General features: G+C 63.4%; 21 protein-coding genes and 4 pseudogenes. 12 read left to right on the top strand and 13 right to left on the bottom strand.

What is annotated here, in order from left to right; genetic code table 11:
* Positions 1 to 196: 196 nt before the first annotated feature.
* On the bottom strand, positions 197 to 421 hold the full coding sequence (locus OCL97_RS10545; protein ID WP_377369973.1) for a hypothetical protein: 225 nt from the start codon (positions 419 to 421) through the stop codon (positions 197 to 199).
* 111 nt (positions 422 to 532) lie between these two features.
* Entirely contained in the window at positions 533 to 1,867 is a 1,335-nt protein-coding gene (locus tag OCL97_RS10540; protein WP_377369971.1) for an APC family permease, read from the bottom strand.
* Positions 1,868 to 1,981: 114 nt separating this feature from the next.
* Here OCL97_RS10540 and OCL97_RS10535 point away from each other — a divergent pair, with 114 nt between their 5' ends.
* Positions 1,982 to 2,701 carry a peptidase gene (locus tag OCL97_RS10535; protein ID WP_377369969.1) on the top strand — a complete coding sequence of 240 codons (720 nt, stop codon included), beginning with the start codon at positions 1,982 to 1,984 and terminating at the stop codon, positions 2,699 to 2,701.
* Positions 2,702 to 2,725: 24 nt separating this feature from the next.
* Here OCL97_RS10535 and OCL97_RS10530 read toward each other — a convergent pair whose 3' ends face one another.
* A complete protein-coding gene (locus OCL97_RS10530; RefSeq protein WP_377369967.1) occupies positions 2,726 to 3,535 on the bottom strand; it encodes a universal stress protein in 810 nt (269 codons plus the stop codon).
* A 185-nt stretch (positions 3,536 to 3,720) separates the two neighbouring features.
* Between OCL97_RS10530 and OCL97_RS10525 the strand changes: the two genes are divergently transcribed.
* Genes OCL97_RS10525 through OCL97_RS10515 form a run of 3 tightly spaced genes read left to right on the top strand, consistent with a single transcriptional unit; the run spans position 3,721 to position 4,965 of the window.
* A complete protein-coding gene (locus OCL97_RS10525; RefSeq protein ID WP_377369965.1) occupies positions 3,721 to 3,960 on the top strand; it encodes a hypothetical protein in 240 nt (79 codons plus the stop codon).
* A gap of 7 nt (positions 3,961 to 3,967) precedes the next feature.
* Positions 3,968 to 4,459, top strand: a complete 492-nt coding sequence (locus tag OCL97_RS10520) for a tyrosine-type recombinase/integrase (protein ID WP_377369963.1) — start codon at positions 3,968 to 3,970, stop codon at positions 4,457 to 4,459.
* A gap of 8 nt (positions 4,460 to 4,467) precedes the next feature.
* Positions 4,468 to 4,965 (top strand): tyrosine-type recombinase/integrase, encoded by a 498-nt coding sequence (locus OCL97_RS10515; RefSeq protein ID WP_377369961.1) that lies wholly within the window; start codon positions 4,468 to 4,470, stop codon positions 4,963 to 4,965.
* On the opposite strand, the gene OCL97_RS10510 is transcribed toward OCL97_RS10515, so the two are convergent.
* Positions 4,931 to 6,046, bottom strand: a complete 1,116-nt coding sequence (locus OCL97_RS10510; protein ID WP_377369959.1) for a PepSY-associated TM helix domain-containing protein — start codon at positions 6,044 to 6,046, stop codon at positions 4,931 to 4,933. The two genes, OCL97_RS10515 and OCL97_RS10510, sit on opposite strands and share 35 nt — an antisense overlap.
* A gap of 25 nt (positions 6,047 to 6,071) precedes the next feature.
* Positions 6,072 to 8,219, bottom strand: coding sequence for a TonB-dependent receptor (locus OCL97_RS10505; RefSeq protein ID WP_377369957.1), 2,148 nt, complete (start codon positions 8,217 to 8,219; stop codon positions 6,072 to 6,074).
* Positions 8,220 to 8,348: 129 nt separating this feature from the next.
* On the opposite strand from OCL97_RS10505, the pseudogene OCL97_RS10500 reads away from it, so the two are divergent.
* Positions 8,349 to 8,582 (top strand): annotated as a pseudogene (locus OCL97_RS10500) (transposase domain-containing protein); the annotation flags it as partial.
* Between the two features lie 41 nt (positions 8,583 to 8,623).
* Here OCL97_RS10500 and OCL97_RS10495 read toward each other — a convergent pair.
* From OCL97_RS10495 to OCL97_RS10480, 4 genes are all read right to left on the bottom strand, one after another.
* On the bottom strand, positions 8,624 to 9,952 hold the full coding sequence (locus OCL97_RS10495; protein WP_377369955.1) for an IS4 family transposase: 1,329 nt from the start codon (positions 9,950 to 9,952) through the stop codon (positions 8,624 to 8,626).
* A gap of 543 nt (positions 9,953 to 10,495) precedes the next feature.
* Positions 10,496 to 11,977, bottom strand: a complete 1,482-nt coding sequence (locus OCL97_RS10490) for a TolC family outer membrane protein (protein ID WP_377369953.1) — start codon at positions 11,975 to 11,977, stop codon at positions 10,496 to 10,498.
* A 131-nt stretch (positions 11,978 to 12,108) separates the two neighbouring features.
* Positions 12,109 to 12,420, bottom strand: a complete 312-nt coding sequence (locus OCL97_RS10485) for a DUF411 domain-containing protein (protein WP_377369951.1) — start codon at positions 12,418 to 12,420, stop codon at positions 12,109 to 12,111.
* Between the two features lie 379 nt (positions 12,421 to 12,799).
* Complete coding sequence (locus OCL97_RS10480; RefSeq protein WP_377369949.1) at positions 12,800 to 13,069, bottom strand: hypothetical protein; 270 nt, start codon at positions 13,067 to 13,069, stop codon at positions 12,800 to 12,802.
* A gap of 748 nt (positions 13,070 to 13,817) precedes the next feature.
* On the opposite strand from OCL97_RS10480, the gene OCL97_RS10475 reads away from it, so the two are divergent.
* Together OCL97_RS10475 and OCL97_RS10470 are read left to right on the top strand one after the other, a co-directional pair.
* A complete protein-coding gene (locus OCL97_RS10475) occupies positions 13,818 to 15,014 on the top strand; it encodes a GNAT family N-acetyltransferase (protein ID WP_377369947.1) in 1,197 nt (398 codons plus the stop codon).
* An 84-nt stretch (positions 15,015 to 15,098) separates the two neighbouring features.
* Positions 15,099 to 15,227: a hypothetical protein gene (locus OCL97_RS10470; protein WP_377369945.1), complete on the top strand. Its 129-nt coding sequence runs from the start codon at positions 15,099 to 15,101 to the stop codon at positions 15,225 to 15,227.
* 47 nt (positions 15,228 to 15,274) lie between these two features.
* On the opposite strand, the pseudogene OCL97_RS10465 reads toward OCL97_RS10470, so the two are convergent.
* Positions 15,275 to 15,517, bottom strand: a pseudogene (locus OCL97_RS10465) (IS110 family transposase); the annotation flags it as partial.
* Between the two features lie 189 nt (positions 15,518 to 15,706).
* Here OCL97_RS10465 and OCL97_RS10460 point away from each other — a divergent pair.
* The 5 genes and pseudogenes from OCL97_RS10460 (at position 15,707) to OCL97_RS10440 (ending at position 21,622) form a co-directional block, all read left to right on the top strand.
* Positions 15,707 to 16,204 carry an outer membrane protein assembly factor BamE gene (locus OCL97_RS10460; protein ID WP_377369943.1) on the top strand — a complete coding sequence of 166 codons (498 nt, stop codon included), beginning with the start codon at positions 15,707 to 15,709 and terminating at the stop codon, positions 16,202 to 16,204.
* A 1,126-nt stretch (positions 16,205 to 17,330) separates the two neighbouring features.
* A pseudogene (locus OCL97_RS10455) lies at positions 17,331 to 17,691 on the top strand (transposase); the annotation flags it as partial.
* Positions 17,692 to 18,334: 643 nt separating this feature from the next.
* Positions 18,335 to 18,799 (top strand): SRPBCC domain-containing protein, encoded by a 465-nt coding sequence (locus OCL97_RS10450; protein ID WP_377369941.1) that lies wholly within the window; start codon positions 18,335 to 18,337, stop codon positions 18,797 to 18,799.
* Positions 18,800 to 19,017: 218 nt separating this feature from the next.
* Entirely contained in the window at positions 19,018 to 19,656 is a 639-nt protein-coding gene (locus OCL97_RS10445; RefSeq protein ID WP_377369939.1) for a cation diffusion facilitator family transporter, read from the top strand.
* 28 nt (positions 19,657 to 19,684) lie between these two features.
* Positions 19,685 to 21,622 carry an FTR1 family protein gene (locus tag OCL97_RS10440; RefSeq protein WP_457852595.1) on the top strand — a complete coding sequence of 646 codons (1,938 nt, stop codon included), beginning with the start codon at positions 19,685 to 19,687 and terminating at the stop codon, positions 21,620 to 21,622.
* Here the strand turns inward: OCL97_RS10440 and OCL97_RS10435 are convergent.
* The 3 genes and pseudogenes from OCL97_RS10435 to OCL97_RS10425 all read right to left on the bottom strand — a co-directional run bounded on the left by OCL97_RS10435 (position 21,619) and on the right by OCL97_RS10425 (position 23,734).
* Positions 21,619 to 21,864, bottom strand: a complete 246-nt coding sequence (locus OCL97_RS10435) for an NAD(P)/FAD-dependent oxidoreductase (RefSeq protein ID WP_377369937.1) — start codon at positions 21,862 to 21,864, stop codon at positions 21,619 to 21,621. The two genes, OCL97_RS10440 and OCL97_RS10435, sit on opposite strands and share 4 nt — an antisense overlap.
* Positions 21,865 to 21,990: 126 nt before the next feature.
* On the bottom strand, positions 21,991 to 22,380 hold the full coding sequence (locus OCL97_RS10430; RefSeq protein ID WP_377370027.1) for a multicopper oxidase domain-containing protein: 390 nt from the start codon (positions 22,378 to 22,380) through the stop codon (positions 21,991 to 21,993).
* Positions 22,381 to 23,734 (bottom strand): annotated as a pseudogene (locus tag OCL97_RS10425) (IS3 family transposase).
* Between the last annotated feature and the right edge of the window lie 15 nt (positions 23,735 to 23,749).

Raw genomic sequence — 23,749 nt, 5'->3', positions numbered from 1 at the left:
CCAAGATTGCGCCGGACCGGATAACCAAAGCTGGCATTGCCCTTACTCCTGAGTACAGGCCAGACCATGCGCGCGTTAGATGAATTCTGCTAGAATTTTAGGCGAAGACACGGCGCAAGCTGGCCACGCCGCTCAATCCATTTGCCAAACGGCGCCGTGGTGAACGCCGTGAGCATCGGAGGCGGTTAAGCCGGCCCTATTGGGTAGCCCCCGACCCGGTGAAGCGAAGAAGTTCGCCGCCTGGCTGCTGGAGGAGAATTTCGACAGGTCGCCCAGTCGCACCGGCGGCCGTTGCGAACCGCAGCGCCGCCTCCTCGGCGTCAACGCGATAGGCATAGTCGCGGACCGAGCCACCGTCAGAGATCACTCGCCAGCCCCCCGGGCTGCGCAGGATGGCGATCGAGACAATGGGCTGATCCATGAGGCCTCCCAAGATCGCGAGCCGCGTGCGCCACGGTATCCCACGCAGGCGTCAACGGCCATACGGGCCGATGGAGCCGGAAATGAGGCCCGATCCATGCCCGCCGTCTCGCTAGCGCTTTGCCTCAGCGCCCTTCCTGGCGGACCGACGGCGAACCAGCGCGTAGGGCAACGCACCCGCCAGAATGGCGACCAAGAAAGTCAGATAGACCTTCCACTCATACTGCGCGGCGAGCAGTAGGGAGGACGCAACCCCGAGGCCAGCCGTTACCGGAAAACGACCGACCGAGGGGACCTTGAACGGGCGTTGCAGGTCCGGCTTGGTGTAGCGCAGGATGATCACGGCGGCATTTACGCTGGCGAACACCAAGGTGACGCCCAGCGACGAGAGGCTGGCGACGAACTTCACCTCGCCGAGAGCGGCGAAAACGCAGGCCACCGCCAGCATGACGAAGGCCCCGATCCACGGGCTCTTGTTCTTGCCGAGGGTGCGTTGCAGAGCCTTGGGCAGGTCCCCGGCGCGGGCCATGCCGAACAGCAGCCGGCTGCCGGAGATCGATGCATTGAGCACGGCGTTGGCCGTGGCCAGAAGGGCCGCCCCGGTGATGATCACCGCGGCCCAGCGCCCGAGCTGGCCCGCGGCCGCGACGAGGGGAAAGTCCGACGAGGCGACGCTCCGCGCATCGCCCAAGGCGAGAACGCCGAAGATCACCGCCATGTAGACGGCGGTCGTCAGGCAAAGCGCGACCATGAAGGCGCGCCAGATATCCCGGCCTGGGTCCTTCGCCTCTTCCGAGAGCGTCGCCATGTGCTCGTAGCCGGGATAGATAAAGAAGACGATCGCCGCACCCTGCAGGACCCCGCCCCAATCCTGGGGCGCCGCGATCTTCGACGGCAGGGCCGCTCCCTTCAGGCTGAAAGCGAACATCGCGAACGCGATCAGGCAGAGGACCTGCACTGTCGTCAGCACGGCGCTCACTGAGGACGCCTTGGTCACCCCGGCGATATTGATGAGCGTGGCGATGGCCATCAGGCCAAGCGCCGCCAGGACAGGGGGCATCGCCACAAAGGTCTGGAGGTAGTTGCCGAAAGTCAGGCCGACAGTCGCGAAGGTGGCCGCGCCGTGGACTGCGATGAACAGTCCCACCGCGAAGGCGGCGGCGGGAACCTTCGGCAGCGCTTGGCGCAGGAAGTGGTGTTCGGCCCCTGCGCTCGGCATGGCCGAGGCCAGTTCAGCGTAGGACAGACCCGAAAAGGCCGAGATCACCGCCGCGAGCAGAAAGCTCACCCAAATGGCCTCTCCGGCCGCGCCGGCGGCTGGGCCGATCACCGAATAGATACCCGCGCCGATAATCGTGCCGACGCCGTATAGGGACAGACGACCAAACCCGAGGGTCTTTGCCAGTCCGCCGCTCCGGTTTTTGGCTGTTGTCATGATCCGGCCCACGGCAAAGATTACGGTTCAAACGTCGCTTACACCTACTCGATCCCGAGAGGAGCGGGTTGACGGGGCGTGCCCCGACCCGGAGGTTGGACCTCACTCCCTTTGACCGGCTAACCCATGACCTACTGTCTAGGCATTCTCCTGCGCGGCGGCCTGGTGCTCGCGTCAGATTCCCGTTCGAACGCGGGGGTCGATCAGGTGACGCACGTGCGTAAGCTGGCCTTCCTGCCGACCGCGGCCGGCTGCACGGCCGCGATCCTCTCGTCGGGCAACCTGGCCACCACCCAGGCCGTCCTGAGCACGCTGCAGGAAAGGTCCGGTTCCGGGCTGCCCGGACTCGATGTCACTGCCGCCAAGTCCCTGTTCGAGGTGGCGGGCATCGTCGGCAGCATCCTGCGGACGATCGTCGAGCGGGATGGGCGCTACGTAGCGCCTTATGGCGACGCCGCGGCGGGCTTCTTGGTCGGCGGCCAGATGGCAGGCGAGGCGCCGCGGCTCTTCCAGGTCTACGCGGCCGGCAATTTCATCGAGGCGACCGACCGGACGCCCTTCCTGCAGACCGGAGAGACGAAGTACGGCAAGCCGATCCTGGTGCGCGCCCTGACGATCGAGACCAGCCTGGAGGAAGCGGCCAAGCTCGCCCTGCTGTCCTTCGACGCCACCCTGCGCAGCAACGTCTCGGTGGGCATGCCGATAGATTTGCTGACCTATGTCGCCGACAGTTTCAGTACCGAGAGTGTCAGGACTATTGAAGTCCACGACCCCTATTGGATGGCTTTGCGAGAGGCCTACGGGGCTGGCCTATCTGAACTGATAGACCGCCTTCCAACGCCTTGAGCCTTATCTTCTGAGGCGTCATCCTCAGTGAGCGAAATACCAAGACATCTGGTCATCGGAGTGAAGGTCTCGAGTCACCCCGCCAAGGATGCGTTCGCTATGGCGGTTGCGGCTGTAGGCGCCGCTAACGATCAAGCCACAGCCTTCGGTTTTGGCCTGGCGCAGGATCTGTGCACAGACCCCATCCTCAGATCGGGCGAGGTGAAGGGGCTGGGCCGCCACCTTGTGGCGAGCCAGGTGCTGGCTCAAGGCCCCAAGTCGATCGGTTGTGACCTCGTCTCCAACCCCGACAACCCAGACGCTCTTCGCAGCCTGCAGAATTGGCAGCGCGTCATGAACCGCCCGCCTTGCCTCCCGGCAGTCCTTCCAGGCGATGAGCACATGCTCAAATTGCGTGTCGCTCGGCTCTCGGCCGAGCCTCAGCACCGGGGCGCCAGATCTCAGCGCGAGGTTCGTTGGATCAGCGCTGCAAAATGGACCCCGGTCTCCGGGGCCGGTGATGGCTAGATCAGCGGTGAAGAGGTGGTCGCAAAGCACCCGGACGGGCTCGGCGACGCTGGAGCACCACGTGGACTGTAGTTGGCTGCCCTGCATGACCTGCTCGCCGAGATGGCGCGTCGTCTGAAGGGCTTCCTCCATGACCTGAGTTTGCCATTGCGCCGATGCGACGTTTCCGCTGCCAAGGGCCTGCGCCAGCAGGGACGTGTCCGGCCATGCGCAGGACACCACGTCGAGGGTGGCGCCAAAGGCTTCGGCGAACGCCTTGGCCGCCTCAAGTGTCTGACGGACGGACGGGGCGGGGCTCGCATCGACGACGATGGTGGTGTAGGTCATTCAACGCGTCCTCATTACCTAAACCGCCCCGGTGCAACTCTTAACTCGTGGAGCATCGTTCGTGCAGACAATCGTGCATTGATGTGGATCACGGCCCACTGGAGCGGAAACGGCGTTCGGCTTTATCGGTCGCCCAACATATGTGATAAGGACATTATCATATATATGAGAGGCGGGCGTGGGTCATGATGACGGCCGAGGATCTGAAAGCCCACGAGCGGGTGCTCGGCGCGGCGGCGGACATGGCGCTCGCCGACTTGGTCGAAGGCTACCGACAGGCGCGGCGACTCTATGAGACGCGCCACTGGGCCGGCGAAGACGCCGACGAACCCCAGGCCCGCAGCCGTCTCCTCGCCAACCTCCTGGCCGATCGGCTCGCCTCGGTCCCGAACCCATCGCTGGCGCCGCCGCTGACTACCAAATGAATAGGCCATGACCGCACTCGTTCCGAGATCCGGCCAGACCCTGGCCGGCGGAGCGCGCGCCGCCCCGCCGGCGCTGGTGGTGGCGGCCGGTCCGCAAGCGGAGACCCGCTTCCTCGAATTCTTCGCCGCCTCGATCCGCAACGCTCACACCCGCCGCGCCTATGCCGGCGCCGTGGCGGAATTCTTGGCCTGGTGCGAGGGCAGGGGAGTGGTGTCGATCGCCGCCGTCCAGCCGCTGCACGTCGCCGCCTACGTCGAGGGCCTGACCCGCTCGCGCGCGGCGCCCACGGCGAAACTGCGCCTGGCCGCGGTCCGGCGGCTGTTCGATTGGCTGGTGATCGGCCAGGTGATCCCGACCAATCCGGCCGCCTCGGTGCGCGGCCCCGCCCACAGCGTCAAGCGCGGCAAGACGCCTGTGCTGGCGCCGGAGGAGGCGAGGGCGCTGCTCGATAGTATCGACGTCTCAACGCCGATCGGGCTTCGCGATCGGGCGCTCTGATCGGGCTGATGGCGTTCAGCTTCGCGCGGATCGGCGCGGCACTCGGCATGAGGGTGGAGGACGCCTACGTTCAGCAGCGGCGGCTATGGGTGCGGCTGCACGAGAAGGGCGGCAAGGTCCATGAAATGCCCTGCCATCATTTTCTCGAGGACTATCTCCACGCTTACATCGATGGTTGTGGCCTCGCCGACGACCCGAAGGGGGCTTTGTTCCGGACGATCGGCCGCAGCCGTGCCGCGCGGGGCCGGGGAGGGCTAACCTCGAATCCGCTCCCCCAAGCCAACGCCTACGCCATGGTCCGCCGCCGCGCCGTCGGCGCTGGCATCGAGACCAAGATCGGCAATCACACCTTCCGCGCCACCGGCATTACCGCCTACCTCAAGAACGGCGGCCAACTCGAAACGGCCGCGGCGATGGCCAACCACAGCTCGACGCGCACAACCCAACTCTACGACCGGCGGGCCGACCAGGTCAGCCTGGATGAGATCGAACGGGTGCGGATTTAACAACCACCTCAGCGCGGCCGTTACGTGATCGACGAGCCCTAGGCCTTCGGAACCAAAATGTCCAAACGCTCAGCGTGCCCAATAAGCAAAGTGCCAGCCCCGAAGCGGTCATGACGATCCGGTAGGGCAGTCTCCCCACCTTCGCAGCGTGTAGCGGGTAGACAGCATTGAATATCCGGGCGCCCCTTGGCATCGATAGGGCGTCCCGGGCCTCCACCAGTCGCCCGTCGCTCGCGTCGTACCAGAGGATGGACCGGCCATTGGGCAGCCATTCCGGCGCTTGCCTCATGCGAATGGAGATCAGGCCACCAGGCTTCTCAGGCAGGCTGAGCACGCGGAATTCCGCATCTGGGAAGCGTCGGCGGGTCTCTCCGAAAATCCGCGTCCAGTTTAGCTGCTGAGTCGACGCGCCGCCTTTGGTTGGCGGTGCTGCGAGCGAGTTGCGAAGCTCCGCAGAGGATCCCCAAGGGGTAAGCAGCACGTCCGCCACCGGCCGCAGCGTCATCATGGCGCCGGTGAGCAGCGACAGCGTCAGCAGCGGTGCGACCACTACGCCAAAATCGCGGTGCTGACGAACAATCCCCGGGCGGTCCATCCGCGCCGGCCACAGCCGAAACTCGAAGGTTCTGCGCCTGGTCCACCAGAGGATTAGGCCGGTAGCGATGAAACCCAGCCCGATAAGGGCCACCCACCCCGCGACGAGCGCACCCGTCTTTCCTGCCAGCAAGTAGTGGTGAAGATCGAAGAGCCAGAGTTCCGGCCGCTCCCACTTGTCGCCCCACCGCGCCACGATCGCGCCGGACTGATCCGCGTATGCGCCAGCCTCGCCGGGGAATCGCACGCGATGCAGGCCGAAATCCCGTGAGGCGAAGGTGATCGCGTTCGGCGACGGCGACCCCGCCATTAGTCGCTCGACCGACCCCACCATGACCGCTAGGTCCTGCAGCTGAGCGTCACGCGCGTGCGGCAGGATGACCCAGGCGTCCCTGTGGACCAAAATAGCGCCCGAAAGCCCCAGCACTGCCAGGAGGAGTCCAAGCAGGCCACCCGTCCACCGGTGCAGCAGATCCACAAACTTCATCGCGCGCCCCTTTTGCCGGAGCCGGCTAGAACGTGCGTTGCCACCGGAGGGAAATCCCGCGACCGCGGCCCGCCACGTAGTCGGTGTCGCTCACGAACGTAGAGGTTTGGGAGAAATAGGTGAGATAGTCCTCATCGAAAAGATTCGAAACTGCCAAGGTAAACCTGCCTAGATTGTCGCGTTCGTAGCTGATCAGCGCGTCCACCAGCGTGTAGCCATTGAAGTTGTGCTGGGGCAGACCGCCATCGAATTTGCGGTCGAACAAATGGGAGAGCTGCACGCGCCCGGTGACCCCGCGGCCGAACGGTGTCTGGGCGTAGAGGTTCACCCGATCCGGCGAGATGTTTCGGCCATCGAGATCCTTATCGAGCCGGCCGTCCGCGTTGCTGTCGTAGCGCCCCTCAAGGGCGGCGTAAGCCCCCCCCACCTTTGCGCCACCCGGGAAGCGGTAGCTTGTGGACACTTCGAATCCTTTGATGCGGCTCTTTTCCCGCTGGACCACCCCGGCTCCCCCGATCACCTGAATCCGCGATCCGAGCTCGGACGCCGACCAGAAATAGCTCGCAGACAGTTCCAGGCCGTTCGCACGATAGCTGGCGCCGACTTCGATGTTGTCGGCGATCACCGGCTGTAGATCGACGAGACTATTCACCGTCTGCCCGGGAGTGCGCACCGCCCGTAGGATCAAGCCTGCATCGGGCATGGTGAAGCCCTGTGCATAAGAGGTGAATAGCGAAAGCCCCTCTACCGGCTCGACAACTAAGCCAGCATTGGTCAGCAGCTTCTTGAAGCTCGGCGATCCGCCGCGGACGGAGGTGCGGTTCGCACTGGCTATGGTCGTGAAATCCGGAACCTCAAGCTTGGCGTTTTCGTACCGCAGCCCGCCAGACACGCGCACGCGATCACCGAGCAATTTTTGCTCAAGCTGAGCGAAAGGAGCCCAACCCCGATAGATCATTTCAGGGACCCAAAGGCGCCCCGTCTGCGCCAGCTCTTGGAAGGTCTGGTCATTCAACAGGTCGGCGCCGGCGACCACCTGCAGACCTCGCCAGAGGGTGTCCTGGCGGGCGTAGGTGAGCTTGGCGCCGTACTTCTCTGAGCTTAGGGCCGATTGGTCGAATAGCGTGCCGACCGGCGCGATGGTAGAATCCTGGAACACGGCGTTCCGGTTTCCGCCGTAGAGCGCATAAAAGTCATAGTAGAAGCCCTGCAGCGTCAGTTCACCTCCGCCCAGATCTCTGTGGCGGTAGGTGAGGGCTAGATTCATGGCTTCGTTGCGCGTGGGATCGCCGTCTGGGACACCCTTCCTGGACGTGGCGGGAATGCCACCTCTCACGCTGCCCGGGATGCCGACGTAGTCGCCGTCGCCGCCCTGCTCGAAAAGGTTGGCGGTGAGCTCAAGGCGTTGGTCTTCATCGACATCGAAGCCGAGCTTAGAAAACATGTTCCAGGCCCGGGTGTCCATGATGTCGCCTTGGACCGTGTCGACGCCGACCGGTCGACCACGACCATCATAGTAGAGGTCGTTGATCTCATAGGCTCCACCCACCACGAAGTCGAAGCGGTTCACCTTTCGGGCTGTCAGCACCGACGCTTTCTGATGGAAGCCATTCGCCTCGAAATCGTCTGTCGTCAGATCAACGGCAGCACGGGTCAGCCATTCACCAGACTTGGGTGGGGCGACGGTGACGTAGTTGATCACCCCGCCGGTGGCGCCTACGCCCTGGATGGCGTTCGCACCATAGATCACCTCGACCCGATCAACGAAGGCCGGATCGACCGTGAAGCCGCTCCGCTTTCCGTCACGCAGGGGCGTCGATTGAGGAATGCCATCGACCATGTACAGCGGCGTTCGGCCTCGGAGGGATTCCCCCGTGCTGGTCATCTTCTGCCGGCCCGGCGCGAAGCTCGGGATTGAGAAGCTCAGGCTGTCCACCAGGCTGGTACTAACAGCGAGCTGAGTGTCGAGCGCCTCTCGGTCGAGAACCCGCACAGTATTTGGAATGGCCGTGATGGGAGTCGGCACCCGCGTGGCGGTGACGATCAGTTCCTCAACGTCGGCCTTCCGAGCGGCGGGGCCTGCCAGCGGCCTGTCGGGCAGTTCCGCGGCCTGGGCTGGAACGGCCGCCGTGGCAAAAAGCAACGCCAGCTGAAGCTTAGTTTTCGTGCGCACAACGCCCCCCGATTTGACGCAACCGCTATAGCAGGCCTGATTGCTATTGCAAGGCATTCGCACTTTATACCCGGGACTTGATCCTGGCGGTTGGAGGACAGCGACGTATCCCTCCGGTGGCGCTTTCAATTACGCGGCATCGCGCTCGGCCGGAAGTCGTGGCTGTTCTGCGGATCCGACCGAGGCGGTCAGCGCGCGGCGATCATGTACAGCCTGATCGTCACCGCCAAGATGAACGACGTCGATCCTCAGGCCTGGCTCGCTGATGTCCTCGCCCGCATCGCCGAGCATCCCGCACAGCAGCTCGACGAGCTCCTGCCCTGGAATTGGCGGCCGCTAGGAGCTCCTGCTCAGGCCGCCTGACGGAGGTCAGATCCCGCCGCCGTCGCGGTGCTCACCGGCTTTCAATTACCCACATTCTGAACCCCGGCGATCTCGGCGCCGAGTTTGATGTCGGTCAGGCGGGTGAGGCCGCGCCAGACGACCGTATTGCCCGGTGGAGGGTCCGCAGCGCTTGCAAGGTATCCGCCAAGGCGGGCGAGCTTTGTCAGATAGAAGATCAGCGTGCCGGGCGGGGTCTTGCGGTTGCCAGCGTCGCTGACGAGGCGGTCGAGAAGTACGATCTCCGTGTCGGTCAGCGCCACGGTGGGCGGGGCTTCAGGCGAAGTTCGGGCGAGCATCGTCAGCCACAACACCCGCCAGCTGATGATGCAGAAGACCGAGACCAGGTTTGCCAGGCGATCGGCGGTGCGCAGTTTTGCATCTTCCGCTCGGCAGCCGGATTTCAAGATCTTATGGAAGACCTCGATCTTCCAGCGCATCGCGTACCATCGGATCTTCTCGACGGCCTCAGCACAGCTTTCGACCGGAAGGTCGGTGAGCAACTTCCATTCGATGCGCTTTCGACCCTTGGGGGCGTTCGCCTCGACAGCGTGGATGACCGTGAGGTCCAACGACGGATAGCGCTTCTGCTTCCCGATCGGCGGCAAAACTCTGATCTGCTTGAACCGGACGTCCAAGGCGACTTTGACGACCTCGCCGGCGTCGTCGCGCACTTCGATGATGTGCTGGCCCGCGGCGTCGACGTCACTCATTTCGGCCGAAATCGTATGGCTCCCGTCGCCAGCCAGGCGGTCGACGCAGGTGCGGACCACGAAGTGCGTGCCCAATTCCTTGGCTAGACAGTAGAGCTCGAAGATATCGCTCTCGCGGTCGCCCACGTGAATACACCGGTCAGGCCGGCCCAGGCGGTCGATCGATTGGCGGAGATTTTCCAACCATCGAACGCTCTCCTTCTGCTCGATGGGAACACGCGTCGGGTTGATCTTGCGCTTGAGCGCGGCGGTTCCTCTGAACTTGTCGCGACCGCTGTTGACGCTCTTGGTGAACCCGATGTCGCGGGGATGGCGCCGTTGATAGGTGAACTCCGTCGTGTCCTGCAGCAGCAGAATGGGCCCCTCACAGGCATCGTACCGCGTGCGAGTCGCGGCGAAGTGACCACTCAGGATATCGCCTTCCTCCACTTTCGCGTTCGAGAAGAACCTGTAGGCCGCCTTCGTGTTCGCCCAATCCTGGCACGCGAAGGGGATGGTCCCTCCCATTCCGTCGCCGAGCTGCTTCAAGATATCCGCGAACCGGCGGCCAAGCCGGGCGTCCTTGAACGCCCCCTGGTCGACCTCTCGGTCGCTCCAATGCGCCGATCGATCGACCGCATCTCCGTCTCGAACCGCCATCTTGCACCGCTTCAAACGGATCAGGTGCCCGATACAGAATCACAACCGATTCAATCGATTCAAGAATTTCCAGCGCCATTATCCAAAAGAGTCAGCGACTTATGGGTAATTGAAAGGCTCACCGGATGGGTACGGCAACATGGTCGTCTGGCGAGGCCTTACCCGCCTGACCGACATCAAACTCGGCGCCGAGATCGCGGGGGATCAGAATGTGGGTAATTGAAAGCTACGCCGGATGGCTACACAGCGACACCCGTTACGATATTCCGCTTCGGAAGCCGGGCAACCCAGGGGCGACGGCGTTCCGTCCATTTTCCGCCGGCAACCGACGAGCGCACTTGCCACCGCTGCGGCGACAGTCGTCATTGACCGCCTAATGCAGCGGTCGAAGCGGAAAGGTAGACCTTGTGTCTATCAGCGTCCTAAGATGGTCCTAATCGTCCGCGTACCGTGCGATGTAAACTTGGATGAGCTTGAGCGAGGGCGGTTTTTGGAGGCCAAAACCACACCGAAAGTCATTTTCGCCTTGCGTCACTCAAATTGCTATCGCTTGCGTTGGATCGCGCCCGCCGGTGCTCCAACCCGATCCAAGGTTTGGGCTACAGCATCGACAGGCACCCACAAACCTTGTCGTCTTACGCCCTCGAAGGACCGCTCAGGGCTATAGAGGGCAACTTCGGGCGCCAAGCGCCTTGCTTCTAGCCGCCCAATGGCGTTGAGCAACGCCACACCGGCCACATAGGCGTCCCGACGAGACGTGACCAGGGCCAGTTCGGCGTTCCGCAACTCCAGTTCGGCGTTCAAAATATCAAGCGTCGTCCGAAGTCCAACATCGAACTCCAAGCGGGTACCCTCAACTGCGATTTTGGCGGCCTGGACAACACCCTCGTTCGCGTCGGCGGCGACGTTGGCCGTCCTCAGTTGGCTCCACGCTTGCGCAATTACTTGGCGGACCTGGCGCTCCACGCCCTCCAACCGGATGCGATCGGTGTTGTTGCGCTCAACAGCCTGGCGCACTTGCGAAGCGATTACTCCGCCCGAATAAATTGGCACTGTGGTCACAACCGACGCTGAGAGGTTTCGAGCAAAGCGGTCGGTGATGAAGGGATCGACCTGGCCGGAGTAGCCATAACCGCCCCGCAAAGAAATGCTCGGGCGCCTCTGCGCTCGCGCCACCGCCACCCTAGCGCGGCTGGCCCGTTCAGCGAGCTCGGCGGCTTGGATTCTCGGACTTTCGGCACGAGCAACGTCCAGCGCTTCAAGCACGTCTTTTGGTAGGAGTTCGTCCAGCAGAGGCTGGGGCGCAAGATCGCCCGGTGGCCTTCCCACCACGGCTTCGTAATTGGCGCGGCTGATCTCCAGTTGACCTTCTGCGGCGGCGAGTTGGGCCCGCGAGGAGCCGAGGCGGGCCTTGGCTTGCGCCACGTCCGTACCCGTGAGCTCTCCGACGTCGAAACGTGCCTGCGTCTCCTCCAGTCGCTTATCCAGGGTATCCACATCTTGACGCCGGATCGCCACGATCCGCTGATCACGTAGAACGTCAGAATATGCCTGGGTCACATTGAGAAGCACGCTTGCCTCGACATCGCGAAGGGTTGCGCGGCCTGCGAATATGTCGGCCTCCGCCGCCGACATCGCAGCGATGGTTCGGCCGCCAGTATAGAGCGGCTGATTGAGCGAAAGGGACGCATTGCCAAAATTGCGCTCAGTCACGCCGCCGGTCGTAATTGCCGTATCGGGTATGCCGTCGCCATTGGTGTCGACGAGCCCGCCACGCCCGGCGTTGACCGAAGTGTTGCTGTAGGATGCCGTCGACGAGATACTGAGCTGCGGGCGCAGACCCGCACGCGCCTGGACGTATCCCTCGTCAAGAACCCGGACCTGAGACCTTTGCGCTTCCAGCGTCGGATTGGACTCATAAGCGAGCGCGATCGCTTCGGCTAACGTCTCGGCATGGGCGGAGACCGCGACTGCGCTGAAAGACGCGGCCATCGCGGCGATAACTCGCGACAATATGCGTTCCATGAAGCACCCCGAAATTTGCGAGCAACCTAGAGGCCGCCAGTCTGAGAAGGAAAGGTGTAACTACATAGAGGATGGGCCACATGGCAACGGAGGCGTCTAAGCTGCACCCAAGTCCTAGGAATACATCCGCCTCAGTGGCGTGCGAAGATGCGCCGGCGCCCCTCGCCAAGGAGTAGCAGGGTGAAATAGCCCTCAACCTCACCATTCGCTGGTTCCATACCAGGAGATCCTAGGGGCATACCCGGGACCGAAAGCCCCAACGCCTTTGGTCTTTGCCGCAGGAGCGTGGTCACGTCAGCCGCAGGCACATGTCCCTCGATGACATAGCCGCCGATGGTCGCCGTATGGCAGGCGGCGAGGTCCGCCGGAATCTTGTAGCGCCGCCTCACGTCCGTGAGATCGTCCATGAGCACCGTCTGGGCATGATAACCGGCCTTTGTCATATGGGAAATCCAGGCTTCGCAGCACTGGCAAGATGATGACCGATAGACGGTGAATGTTCTCGTCTCGTTCGCCCAACCCGTGCGCGGAATTCCCGTGAGCAAAGCGACTGCGCCTACTGCGGATCGGCGAGATAAGGTTTTCATCGATGCATCCTAAAACGGCCGCTTGGGGCGTCGGGCTAGCCGCCAACCGTAAGACCATGTGCCCGACACTTTCGCGCCACGCGGGGCACAATAGGGCTCTTTCTTGCAACCTAGCACAAGTTGGCGAAGACCGCCTTCTTCTACCCTGAAGGCCGGGAGTTAGGGTTTCCCGCAGCGGTGACGATTGCCCGCGCCAGGTCCGAGAGGCCTTTCTTCACGCTCGGCCGCCGGATCATCACAAACGCTTCGGCCAGCGCTTGGCCATTCGCCGGCAGTCCTTCCATGCGACGAGCACGTGTTCAAACCGCCAGTCGCTAGCCCCCTCGCTGAGTCTCAGCACCGCTGCGCCTGACCGCATGGCTAGATCCGTTGGGTCGGCGATACAGAACGGTCCCGCAGAACCGGCATTGGTGATCGCCGTGTCGGCGGTGAAGAGGTGGTCACGCAGCACCTGAACGGGCTCAGCGACACCAGAGCATGACGTGATGGTGTGGACGACCTCCACCCAACAGGGTTCTCTGATGTGTCGTCGATAGGGACGTCATGTGTGGACGACCTCCAAGACGCAAGGGTGAAGTTGACGTTCGGCGCTCGGTCGAGTGCAGTCATGTGTTCGGCCTGTTGCTGCAGCGGTCGAGGCTGCTGGCCTTGATGAAGTCCGCGGACAGGCTCCCTAATCACGTCAACGCGCTCGAAGCGCTCTGACCCCCTGGGTTTCACCCGTCCCCGGCTGCAGCCGGTTCGTCATCACGTCTCACCACTCTGGCGTCTACGGCTCCGATCCTGTGCGGGACCCTTGCCGATCTCTATGCAGCGGCTGGCGTGTAGGTCTCCTCGCGCGCCATCGGCGGCCAGGCTACCCGCGCCGATGATCGTACCGACGCCTTACAAGGACAGACGACCAAACCCGAGGGTCTTCGCCAGTTCGCCGCCCGGGCCTTTGACTGTTGTCATGATCCGTCTCGTCCGCTTCGTCATGGTCTCTCCTGAGCCGCGGCATTCTCGCCGCCGTCAGGCAGAAACTCCACTTATCACTCTGTCCAGATTCTCCAGGCCGGCTCTGAATACGCAGACTTTCGAGCCAGTTCAGGTGGTACCGACCCGCCCAAAAGTTGGTGATCAAGACCTCGGCAGCGTCAGACGCTCCAATAGTTCGCAAGCAAATTTTAGGTTTATGGATCCAAAATAGCCCTGGTCCGACATGGACACTGGCGGGCATGCATTCGCTAGGCAGCTACACAGGGTCGGAATTTATGATGCGGGCAGACACGCTGCATCCTTGCGATCTGACCATGGAGGATCGTGAGGCTTGGCGAACACTTTGCGCCTCGAGCCCGGCGTTCTCGAGTCCGCTCCTGGGACCCGACTTTGCCATCTATGTCGGTCGTTTTCGCGCCGACGCGCTGGTGACGATTTGGAGAACACCCACCTCGAATGGCGCCGAACGGCCAGTCGCCTTCCTGCCCCACCATAGGCGTTTGGGCGGGGCCGCCTATCCGCTTGGCGCTCCGCTCGGCGACTATCACGGACCAGTCGCCATAGAAGGGTTCGATTTAGGAAGTGCGTTGCAAGTCGCCGGCCTGGCTGCCTACCGCTTCACGAGCACTATCGGACTCCCGCCTGCCGCAGACCTGCGGGAGGGGTTCCTGATAGAAGTCGACGGCCCAGCCGAAGTCTTCCTCGAAACGCTGCGTCAACTGCGCCCGAAAAGTTTCAAAAATTACCGCCGGCTCGGTCATGGTCTCGAGCGGACTTTCGGCCCACTCCGAGTCGCTCCCGTGACCGACAAGGTGGTGTTCGACACCTTGCTGGACTGGAAACGCCAACAACTCGCGCGCACCGGAGCCTTCGACTTTTTGCGTCCAGCATGGGTCAACGGGCTGCTGCAAGGACTGTTCGATGACGGCGATCCGGCGTTTGGAGGCCTGCTGATAGGACTCTACGCTGGCGAGCGTCTGGTCGCTGGACATTTCGGGTTGCGCGCCGGGGACATCTACCATCCCTGGATTGCTTCCACCGACCCCGACCTAGCGGACTGGGCACCGGGCCACGTTTTCCTTATGCATGCCATTGAAGCCATGCCGCGGTTGGGGTTGCGGACCTACGATCTCGGCCCTGGGCACGAGCATTACAAGCGACTCTATTCACTCTCCTCACGATCCGTCACCTCCGGTGTGCACTTCGCCGCCGGCGAAGCTGGGACCGTTATGCGCACCGCCGAGCAGGCTTGGGTGATGGCCGGGGCGAAAGGCCGCGGGATGGTGGGGCGCCTTCATCGTAGGCTTGAGGTAATTTCAGCGAGCGAGCCGACCGTCCTGGGCCGGCTTCAAGGCTATGCTGACACTGTGGCCATTGCCGCAATGCGCACGCACTCCGCCCTCGGCAAAACAAGGTCCGAGCCAACCAGCGATCTCACCAGCATTGCGCGCCCAGACACACGAGCTGGATGAGTGGAGGCTGTGGACGGTTGAACTGGTCGGTCATGCTCAGTCTGCACGGTCCATTCCGCAGGCTTTGTGAGCCCAAACTGCAGAATGTCGCCCGACATCCCCGCCCAGGCGCTCGGTGAGACCTGGCGGATCATCCCCGAGGCCGTGAGCGTCATCCGCGAGCAATGCGCTCAGCGCCGGGCGACAAGCATGAGCCTCGTCGCCAACAGGTAGGCGAATAACCGCTACCCGGCCGCCGTGGGGTGCTCGCGCCGGTTACGCTTAACGTAGGCTGGCGGCATCAGCCGCACCTCGTGGCCGATCGCCATCAGCTGCCGGCCCCAGTGATGGGCCGAAGCACAAGCCTCGATCCCGACCAGACAGGGCGACAAGCCCTCGAAGAAGGGAAGAACCGGGCTGCGTCGCAGCTGCTTGCGCACCACCACGACACCTGCAGCGTCGATCCCATGCACCTGAAAGACGTTCATCGCCAGATCCAGCCCGACGACGGAGACCTCTTGCATGATCCGCTCCCTAGACGTGACGTCCCTATCGACGACACATCAGAGAACCCGGGTGGGTGGAGGTCGTCCACACCATCACGTCAGCGCGGTTCGGCCCTCGACACATCGACGAGATTAACTCGGCACGATGCGGTTTCGGCGAGTTGCAACATGATTGTATCGACCTGCCACAGCGCCTACGATCATTGAATGAACCTGACTACATTCCGCAACACGATTGTCGGCGCCGCCACATGGGGGCTTCTGGCTACCGCCGCATGCGCTCCGATCACTACGTACTCCGGCTACCAGGCGATTGACGCCGCTCCGAGCGATGTTAAAGCGGGCGTCGATACCAAGTCGATCGTGAGAGGAAGACTAGGGTCCCCTTCGGCAACTTCGACGTTCGATCCAAACGTGTGGTTTTACATCAACCAAGTCAAAGAAGTTACAGCCTTCCGAAAGGCGAAGGTTGCTAGCCGAAACGTGGTCGCGGTGACCTTCGACAAAGACAGCGAGCAGGTCACGCGCGTTGATAGATTCACGTTGAGGGACGGCAAGGTCATCGCCTTCAACGGGCGGGAAACCCCCACTCGAGGTCGCGAGCTCACGATTTTCGAACAGTTAATAGGAACGGTTGGCCGAGGAACAATGTTGCCGCAGCAGGATCAAGGAGTGCCCGGCAATCGACCAGGGGATCGACGGTGACAATAGGCCTTGCGTCGCTGGGCGAACCCTTGATTTCGACGGTGGCAATCGAAAATCTCTTCCTGGGGGACCTAGATCGCGCTGGACTACCGATTCTGATCGCCATCTGGCCGGTGTGATGTTCTCTAGAGCCATGCTTGGACGCGTTGTGCCTCTCCGAAACACCGGCTCGTCCCTCATCCCCCTTCGTTCCATCCGGGATTGCCTCCACGCCGTGTAGAGTGGCCCCGATGGGTCAGTGACATCTTTGGTGGTCACCTTCCCGCGGCGCGGTGATGGGAGTTGTGGAACCACTCGATGCAAAACAGCATGGGCGGCCATCACCTTGAGCGGTGGCACCCCAACTCGCGGCGCCCTGCGTGAAGGATCATTCGCCGCCCAGGGCCTAACCAAGGTCCCGGTGCAATTTCTGGGCTTTCAAGTATTCCGCCTACGCCGTCGGCGGCTGCGCCGATTTCCTGGGCCGGTTGGAGCGGGCCGCGACTTCCCCGCGAGCGCGTCACCGAGAGCCCGGCAGTAGGGCGCGAGCCGCTCAATCCTCAGCTGGTCGCGAAACGCCCAGCGGGCGACAAATCCTGCGAAGGCAATGCCGTGCCTAACTCTTACGCCTCTGACGGTCGGCTCAAGCACGAACCATCGCCGGGCGCTGAATCCTGCCCAACCAGATCGATACTCAAAGTTTACCTCGGGTTCGAGGCGGGTGATCCTCGCCGACGAAGTCACGGTTTTTCCGTCTATGCGCCACCGCGTATTGACGCGAATCTTTGCGCCCGTCCAGGCGGCGCCGGTGATCGTCTGATAAGGATTCCAGTCTGGATAGGATCCAAACGCAATCAGCCGGCACCACACGACTCCTACTGGCTCACCGATTTCGATCTCGGTAGAGTACTCGATCACTTTAGCATTAGACCCGTCATCTGTTCGGTGCCCGGATCGATCGGGACGATTGTCAAAGTTTTAGTCCATGTTGCCCTTCGATGCACCCCCAGCTACCACGCATACTCAGCGCACCGGCAGAGCGCATCCTCGTTTAGCGCGGGCATCCTGCGGCCTGCTTGCCCGACCCCGGCGTCCGAGGGACGGAAAGAGCCAGCCTGGAGAATCTGGACAGAGTGATAAGTGGAGTTTCTGCCTGGAGGCGGTCCAGGAAGCCATGGCCCGGCACGGCAAGCCCCAGATCTTCAACACTGACCAGGGCTCACAGTTCACCAGCGCGGCCTTCACCGGCCTGCTTGGCCGACAACGGCATTCGGATCAGCATGGATGGCAAGGACGCCTGGCGCGACAACGTCTTCGTCGAGCGGCTCTGGCGATCGGTCAAGTATGAGGAGGTCTATCTGAAGGCCTATGACAGCGTCGCCGAGGCCCGCGCCTCGATCGGCTGCTATCTGGATTTCTTCAATCGCAAGCGCCCGCATTCGAGCCTGGGCGCCCGCACCCCGGACCAGGCCTCTTTCGACCGTCAGCCCCAGGCCCTGGCGGCATGAAACTTTCGCCGCCGGGGTTGGTGTGTTACTATAGTCGGGCTACGCCCTCCCTGCGTGACGCGCTAACCCGGCGAAACACAATCGGCTGAGATTCCACCTAGCCAGCGGCGATCCCTGTCCAGACAATCCCGGCCACCTCACATCGAGCCGTGAGGCCGACCATCAATACTCGTAACGCACACATAGAGCTGAGGGGCACCGCATGAAAATCTTACGCATGCTGGCGGTCCTCATGCCGCTTGGCACGGCGGGTTGCGCTGCCTACGGCGGAGCGACCCTGCTAGCGGTCCCGATGGAGGTCAGTTCTCCAACCGGCTTTGCCCTCCGGATGCCGGACGCCATACAGACCCCAACCGGGACCCGGTTCCACGGCTCGGTGTGTCGAAGGTCCCCGATACTCTCCCCGACCCGCATCCGCGTGGAACGGCTTGGCGCGAGGGGGGATGTTCTGGCTGCAGCATCCCGGCCCCTAGGGAGCCTGGCGGGCCGCGGACGCCATTGCACCTACTATGACGTGCCCACCAATTGGACGATCGGAGGCGGTGAGAGCGTTCGGGTCTGCGCGCTGAGATCGGACTCCTCTTGTCTGCCGAACCCCTCATCGGGGCGGCCTGCCGCCTGATCTGACCAGAAAGACACCGTCATGATCATTCAGACCGAGATTGAAATCGCCGCGCCTCCCATGAAGGTCTGGCGCGCCCTCTGCGACTTCGGATCCTATCGCAAGTGGAACCCCTGTAGGGATGTGGTCGGCGCGGCCGGCCTTGGGGAAAAGGTCACGCTGATGATCGGTTTGAACCCGAAAAAGCGCCGGAAGATTGCGGCGATCATAACCGTTTTTGAACCTGGTCGATCATTATCGTTCAGGACGGGCAGGTTCTTCTCAACGGACACGGAGTCGTTCGTCATAGAACCGGGAAGACGAGGGACGGTGCTCCGCCACAGCGCCGAATTAAAGGGTCTAAGCGTCATATTCATGCGGGGAAAATGGTTCGAGTCGAACCTACTTTCAGTCTATCAGCGTGTGAATAGGGCGCTGAATAAGTATGTTACGGTCGGCAGTCAGTTGACGATGTCCGCACGCAACAGACGACGAACCAGTCGCTAGGGTTCAGGCCGTTTCCCGCTCGGCTTTGCCTTCGCTCTTGAAGGTCGACGCCACTGGTCTGTCGCATGCTGAGCGATTTTCGGCCTCACCTCTGATGGGGCCGTGAGCCTGGCCGTGGTTGGATCACCATCTCGCTTAGGCTGCGACAGCAGTCCGCTCAAGCGAGCCCTCAATTGGTGCTTGATCCTCTAGTGGCTAGAGGTGCTAGACCAAGAGCGATGACCGACGATACCGACAGCTGCACTTGCCACGGGGATACCGAACGCGCGCAGCATGACCCCGCTTACCGCCGCGCGCTCTGGATCGTGGTCGTGCTCAATGTGGCCTTCGGCCTCTTCGAAATCGTCGGCGGCTTCCTGGCCGGAAGCCAGGCGCTGAAAGCTGACGCCCTCGACTTCCTGGGCGACGGCTCGATCACCTTCGTGGGCTTGTTGGCGCTCGCCTGGACGGAGCGCGCCCGGGCCCGGGTGGCCCTGGTGCAGGGCCTCTTCCTGGCCTGCCTCGGGGTGTTCGTGATCGGCATGGCGGCCTGGCGTGCCCTGAATGCCGTCGCGCCGGAGGCCGAACTTATGGGCGGCATCGGAATCGCTGCGTTGGCGGTCAACGTCGTGGCCGCGTGGATACTGTCGCGCTTCAAGGAAGGCGATTCCAATGTTCGCGCTGTCTGGCTGTTCTCTCGCAACGATGCTCTCGCCAATGTCGCCGTGATCGTGGCGGCCGGTCTGGTCTATTGGACCGGCAGCGCCTGGCCTGACCTGGTCGTGGCCGCGGCCATTGCCCTGCTGTTCCTACACTCGGCCACCGAAATCATCCGAAACGCGCGCCGAGAGCTGAGTGAACCCGCAAATGCCACGTAATCGCGCCATCGCGTCGCCGCTTGAGTCCTTGTTCCGCAAGCTGCTCCTACTCGGCATGACTATCGTCAGCTCGGCGCTGCTGGCGAACGGCGCGCGCGCCGAGGCGACGCCCGCCGAGACGATCTGGAGGCTGCTCGACTATGTGGCCGTGGACTATGGCGGAGCTGTCGAGAACGGCCGCGTGTCCAACCCGGCGGAATACGCCGAGATGGTGGAGTTTTCGGCCTCGGTTCGGACCCGCCTGAAAAGTCTGCCGGGCATCGAATCAAAGCCCACTCTTGGGCAGGGGGCCGCCAAGCTCGAGAGAGCGATCGCGGGCAAAGCAGCGCCCGAGCTCGTCGCGACCCAGGCGCGGAGCCTAGCGACCGATCTTCTCGCGGCCTACCCCGTCGCGCTCGCCCCCCAGAGCGCCCCGGACCTCGCGCGCGGCGCGGCGCTCTTCGGCGAGCAATGCGCCTCTTGTCACGGCACGGGCGGAGATGGGAAGGGGCCCGACGCCAAGGGCATGGATCCGCCGCCGATCGCCTTCTCGGATCGCACGCGCGCCGATCACCGCAGCATCTTCGCCCTCTACCAGGTAATCGACCAGGGCCTGGACGGCACGGCGATGGCGAGCTTCGCGCACCTTCCGCCCGAGGACCGCTGGGCGCTGGCCTTCTATGTCGGCCGGTTCGCGTACGACGCGGAGGCCGCGCGACGTGGCGAGCGGCTGTGGCGCGGCGATCCGAGTATCCGCGCGGCGTTCCCGGACCTGGCCGCGGTCACCCGCATCACCCCGGCTAGCCTCGCCGCGACCCTGGGCGCGAAGAACGCGGCAGACTTGACCGCCTTCCTGCGTCGAAACCCCGCGATCGTGACCGCCCCACCGGACGGTCCCATGCTGCAGGTGGCGCGGGAAAAGCTCGCGGCGACCGTGAAAGCCTATGCGGCCGGAGACCGTCAGTCAGCGACGGATTTGGCGCTCTCGACCTATCTCGACGGCGTCGAGCCGGTGGAGCCGGCGATCGCCGCCCGCGACCGCGCCCTGCTAGCGCGCATCGAAACCGCCATGGGCGAGTTCCGGCAGCGCATCGGGCGCGGCGCCCCGATCGAGGCGGTTCGCGAACAGGCCCTCCTCATCGAAGACCTGTTTGGCGAGACCGAGGCGATCCTCGCCCCGGCCAAGGCCGATATGGCTTCCGCGTTCCTGGGCGCCTTCACCGTGCTCCTGCGCGAAGGCCTGGAAGCCCTGCTCATCGTGGTGGCCATGATCGCCTTCTTGCGGAAGGCCGAGCGGCAGGATGTCCTGCCGTTCGTACACGGCGGTTGGGCGAGCGCGCTCGCTGCCGGCGCCGCCACCTGGGTGGCCGCCACCTATCTGATCACCATCAGCGGGGCTAGCCGCGAATTGACGGAAGGTTTCGGCGCCCTGTTCGCCGCGGCGGTCCTGCTTAGCGTCGGAATCTGGATGCACGGCAAGAGCCAGGCCGACGCTTGGCAGCGCTACATTCGCGACAAGCTCTCCCGAGCGCTCTCGCGCCGCTCGGCTTGGTTCCTGTTTCTGCTGACCTTCGTCGTGGTCTACCGCGAGGTGTTCGAGACCATCCTCTTCTATGCCGCGCTATGGAATCCGGCGACGGCGACGGCGGTGCTCGCCGGCGCGGCAACGGCCGTCGCAGCGCTCGGGGCCATCGCCTGGGCGATGCTGCGTTACAGCCGCAAGCTTCCGATCGGGAAGTTCTTCGCGTTCAGCGCCGCCTTGGTCGCGGTTCTGGCCGTGGTGCTCGCGGGCAAGGGTGTCGCCGCGCTTCAAGAGGCCGGGATGATCAGCGTCTCCGCGGTGCGAGGTTGGCCGCGCATCGAGGTGCTGGGCATCTACGCCACCCTGCAGACCCTGGCCGCGCAGCTCGCCGTCTTGGGCGTGCTGATAGCCGGCTTCCTCTACAACCGTCGCACCGCCGCGGTCCACGCGGCGAACGCGCCCTAGGCCGCGCCGCGTTGAATCGGGTTCCCATAGCGCCGGACCTGCGCGTGCAGCCGGGCGAGGAGATCCTCCCCTGTGACGCCGTCTGGGAAGCCGGGATAGTTGTGGCTGCGCGGTATCAACGCCGCGCGGCCAGACCCTTTGTCCGCGATCAATACAGTCCGGCGAAACCGCACGAGGTACAGCGCCGCGACCAACCCAGCGGGACCTCCGCCGATGATGGCGCAGTCGACCGTCTCACCCATGGGACCCTCTTCGCTTTTCGTGGTTGGCGTGTCTCTGCCTATACGCGCCGGCCCCTGGTCTCCCCTTGGCGCGCCGGCCATCCACCAGCCTAGCTGGCGTTCAGGCCGGCTCCGAAGGTTCGGGCGCTAGGAGGATGGCTGACGGGCGGTCGTTGCGTTGGGTCCAGCCACATCAATCACCACCATCAGGCCGCCGCCGCCCATGGTCTCTGCGTTGTTGTTCTGGGTGTGATGGGGGATGTGACAGTGGATCATCCACTTGCCGGGCCGGCGCGCGCGCCAGACGACGTCATAGCGCTGACCTGGCCCGACATTGACCGTGTCGGCCAGGAAACGGGCGGATGGGGTACGGTCTCGCCATCGCGGGCGACGATTTCGAAGCGCCCGCCGTGGATGTGCATGGGGTGGATGAAGCCGGCATTGGTTCCGATGAACCTCACCTTGTACGTCGCCAGAACTTTTGAGACAGGTGGGGTCCGGATTTAGCGGAGAGCTGGCCTCATCTGGGGTTGATATTTAGGCGGCGATTTTGCGGTACTGCAAGCGCCGATGTTCGATGGTCTGGCGTTTGATGTGGGCCCGCTGGCGCATGATGTCGGTGGCTCGGCCGAAGTAGGCGTCCGCCGGCGTCACGTTGCCCAGGCTCTCGTGGTAACGGGCGTGGTTGTAGTGGTCGATGAAGGCGCCGATCTGGGCCTCCAGGTCGCCGGGCAGGAAGTAGTTTTCCAGTAGGATCCGGTTCTTGAGGGTCTGATGCCAGCGCTCGATCTTGCCCTGGGTCTGGGGGTGATAGGGTGCGCCGCGGACGTGTTTCATGTCCTGCTTGCCAACCATTCGGCCAGGTCGCTGGAGATGTAACTCGAGCCGTTGTCCGACAGGAGCCGCGGCTTGTGGCGGACATGGGCCTGGTCGCAGCCTGACGCCGTGAGCGCCAGTTCCAGGGTGTCTGTCACATCCCCGGCCTTCATCGTGGTGCAGAGCTTCCAGGCGATCACGTAGCGCGAGAAGTCGTCCAGGATGGTCGACAGATAGACCCAGCCCCACCCGATGATCTTGAAGTAGGTGAAGTCGGTCTGCCACACCTCGTTCGGCGCCGTGGTCTTGTCGGTGAACGCCTTGGCCGCCTTCATGACGATGAAGGCCGGGCTGGTGATCAGGTCATGGGCCTTCAAGAGCCTGGAAACACTGGCCTCCGAGACGAAGTAGCCGCGCTCATCGCTAAACCGCACGGCCAGCTCACGCGGGCTCAGTTCCGACTGTTCCAGGGCCAGCTCGATGATCGCGGCGCGGACATCGTCAGGTATGCGGTTCCACACCCGGCTGGGTCGCCCCGGGCGGTCTTCCAGCGCCTCGGGACCGCCGGTCTGATACTGGTCATACCAGCGATAGAAGGTGGCGCGGGAAACGCCGATCTGGTCCAGCGTCCTGCGGACAGGAAGGCTCGATTGCTCGACCAAGCGGATGATCTCGACCTTCTCAGGTGCGGGATATCTCATTCCCCGCCTCCCCCATCCGCGATCATGCTTTTTTTGAGCAGGCGCAACTCCAGCGCCTGCTCGGCGACGACCTCCTTCAGAGCGGTGGCTTCCCGGCGCAGATCCTTCACCTCGTCGGTCGTCGCAGCCCGGGCGGTATCGCCCGCCAGGCGGCGCTTGCCCGCCTCCAGAAACTCCTTCGACCACACGTAGTAGAGGCTCTGGGCGATCCCTTCCTTGCGGCAAAGCTCGGCAATGCTGTCCTCGCCGCGCAGGCCGTCCAGCACGATCCTGATCTTGTCTTCTGCGGAAAAATGGCGCCGCGTCGCACGCCGGATATCCTTCACCACCCGCTCACCGGGGGTCGTCTTCGAGGGCAAGGGTTTGGGTCTCATCTTCGTTCCTACGTC

This window comes from Phenylobacterium ferrooxidans (genome assembly GCF_042714595.1).
GTDB classification, from domain to species: Bacteria; Pseudomonadota; Alphaproteobacteria; order Caulobacterales; family Caulobacteraceae; genus Phenylobacterium; species Phenylobacterium ferrooxidans.
This window is presented reverse-complemented; position numbering and strand designations above follow the sequence as displayed.